Source organism: Lacticaseibacillus suilingensis (assembly GCF_016861845.1).
Lineage (GTDB): Bacteria > Bacillota > Bacilli > Lactobacillales > Lactobacillaceae > Lacticaseibacillus > Lacticaseibacillus suilingensis.
This window is the reverse complement of sequence record NZ_BOLV01000053.1, coordinates 1-2698: the sequence shown is the minus strand read 5'-3', so window position 1 is coordinate 2698 and position 2698 is coordinate 1. Positions and strand designations below refer to the sequence as shown.

General features: G+C 42.1%; 4 protein-coding genes. All 4 read right to left on the bottom strand.

Annotated elements, in window-relative coordinates; translation table 11 throughout:
- Nucleotides 1-19: 19 nt before the first annotated feature.
- Nucleotides 20-367: a hypothetical protein gene (locus tag JUF11_RS12985; protein WP_204119925.1), complete on the bottom strand. Its 348-nt coding sequence runs from the start codon at nt 365-367 to the stop codon at nt 20-22.
- A gap of 639 nt (nt 368-1006) precedes the next feature.
- Nucleotides 1007-1126: a hypothetical protein gene (locus JUF11_RS13430; protein WP_333491238.1), complete on the bottom strand. Its 120-nt coding sequence runs from the start codon at nt 1124-1126 to the stop codon at nt 1007-1009.
- Nucleotides 1127-1273: 147 nt separating this feature from the next.
- Nucleotides 1274-1558: a type IIL restriction-modification enzyme MmeI gene (locus JUF11_RS12980; RefSeq protein ID WP_204119924.1), complete on the bottom strand. Its 285-nt coding sequence runs from the start codon at nt 1556-1558 to the stop codon at nt 1274-1276.
- 241 nt (nt 1559-1799) lie between these two features.
- Nucleotides 1800-2612, bottom strand: a complete 813-nt coding sequence (locus JUF11_RS12975; RefSeq protein ID WP_204119923.1) for a hypothetical protein — start codon at nt 2610-2612, stop codon at nt 1800-1802.
- Nucleotides 2613-2698 lie beyond the last annotated feature (86 nt).

The following is a 2698-nucleotide window of genomic DNA, read 5'->3' as shown; positions in this document are numbered from 1 at the left end:
GATTCCATCTTACAAGGACTCAGGCTATGAGTCTTTCTATTTGACTAATTTGTTGCACTTGAATTGTAAATCCGTCCTGCTTAGCAGCAGATATTTCATTCTGAACGCCAACAGGAATATCATAGCGGGCATCAAGTAATATAATCGCAAGGTTCGAGTCTCGTAACTGAGTAATATATTCAGTGTTTAAGGTCAACACTGTCGGTCCACCATCTTCTAAAGTATATGCCTTGATGAAGTGATAGTGATTTAACCTTTTCTTCAATCGGCTTCGAAGATCGGTAATCTTATCACGTGATGAATCTCCAGGGTTCTTCATTGCCGAGCTGATGAAAACTCGAAGTGGATTTATATACTTATTTGACATTGAGTTGCCTTTCATTCGTTGACAGATGAGCTAAAAAGCAAGCAACATTAAACTGATCAGTTGTTTTTCAAGGATTAATACACGCGAGGTTTTGAGATGGTTTTCGGACCTATTTTTCATGCTACCATTGAATCTGGTTTGTGAAAAGCCAGCTGTTAGCACACCGACCGCTTTATCTCAATCAATCTCCAATGGACGCTCCATAGTTAAGCCTAATAAATAGAGGGAACTATTCTTGTTAGCACTGAACTGGCAAGCAAGTCCGTTTTTATCATTGAAACAAAATCGGTGATAGCGGGTGACATACGATATTGCACATGAATTCTAAATACACACTATGAAAGACCACTTCAGCTTCATTGGGTCGATGACTTTATGAATATTAGCAATCGCGGTATAGTGCATTCCGCCCTCACGCCGCGTATCGGGGTTCAAGGTACTCTCAAAGACCGCACCAAAAATTGTCCGGCTAATCTCAGAACAATCAAACTCCTTGCTGGCTTGATCTAGAATCTAAGCGCGCAACGAATCGTGAATTGTGGAATCTCAACTTCCTCATTAGCAAACATTCCGCCGTTGACATACGGAAACTCAGCCAATCTTCTTCGGGATATAGGTCACGTTTGTCGATTGGCGTATCTAACACACGAAATAGATTAACGCCGTGTGCAGATGCCCGCGTCTCAAATGCATTAAGATAGTCGTGAAACATACTGTGAGGCCAAAAATACCGGCAGTTTCGGCATACAAGCAAAACACTAGCCGCACAGACAAGTCGTTAATACTGCGCTGACTGCTAGCAATAGTAGGATCACGATATTGCGTGAAAAATTCATCGTAAATCTCACCGACCAGCTCACCGGCTTACATCGAAACTTCCATCTCTTTATCGAGATGCGGGTTCAACTAATCAATGATAAGGCAAAGGTCCTTAAACTGGATCACTGCTGGTTCGCCGTTAGGTTGCTCCATATCGTAAACGAAGAACTGCTTAAAGTTACTTGTGAAGATCCAGCACGGTCGTTTAGAGTATGGCAAATTAGCGGAATATCGTTTTGCTTGCTCAAATGGGGACAATAAACCGCCGTCAGACTGACGTATGCCGTCAAAGAAACGCTTATTGCGACCGTTCGATTCAATCAAGCCCTTAGTTGTGTCGATGAAACCGTCAATAAAGCTGGTATAATCCATACATTACACGTTCTTCAAAACTGATGTACTCTCCGGGATTGGGAATATCATGGACAGTCTCCAGCAAGTCAACCCAAAAATTTGGCTGCCTGTCACTCATTACCACGGTCTTGCCAACGTTTAACAAAAGCCGTACCGGCTCGTTTTTGATCTGCGTCCTTCATCAACTTTTCGCCTGACCTACCGTTTTTTTTCTTGAAATATATCCACACAGTAAACGTCCCAGTAGTTTCAACACAGATTACTGCTGCCCGCCAAGATTAATTGTAAAACTCCCCTTCACTTCGTCTGGAGCATGCTTTGAGCTAACTGAATACTCAATTTGTTCAAGCTGACCTGAAAAAATCAAGACAGTTGGAAACCACATTGAACTATGCTGTTTGAGATAGCCAATATGAAATCTCACTAAATCAAAGTCCGATTCAGAAAAATACTCGTATTGAAAAAGCGAGTTAATATTGGACTGATACTCTTCGAGGTTCTCTTGATATACATCCGCTTGAGACCTTTGCAGCATAGGAAAAGATAGTGAAGGACTGGGCAATGTAGGAACACTTGGGTATCCAGAATCATACGTTTCGATACATGCTGTAGCCGTCAATCCAAAAAGATACTCCACAGCTCTGTTTCCAGTGAATTCAGAAATAATGGATTGTCCCGGGACAGGCAATTTCGAATGCCTAACTACAGTCCCTTTAGGGACCTTAAGCGTAATGTCCAAATCTTCATCAAATGTTCGTCCAGTGTTCGTTACCGCCAAGCGTAATGAATGAAATTGGTTCAGCTGATTAAAGAATTCTTGAAACTCGTGGAGTTTTTGGATGTCACCGCAAGCTTCCCGCAGTGCGTTGTATCTAGCCCGCTCCTCAGTGGTCCCGTTTATTGAATTACCAAATCCCATCACCACTGGACTTTTGCTCTGAGTCAGGTTACCCAACGAGAAAAATCTTTCATTTAGGTCAATACTGTTCTTCTTAGCGAAGGACTTTAACAATTCAATGTCATCGTCATCAAGTTTGACGCTACTACTTTGGAGATACGCAGGAATTTTCACTGATGCAACTTCCCCAGTTTACAATTCAAGTGCAACACCCTGACGACTAGACCAAAAAGGCCATGAAGACCTATTCTTGTTAGTAC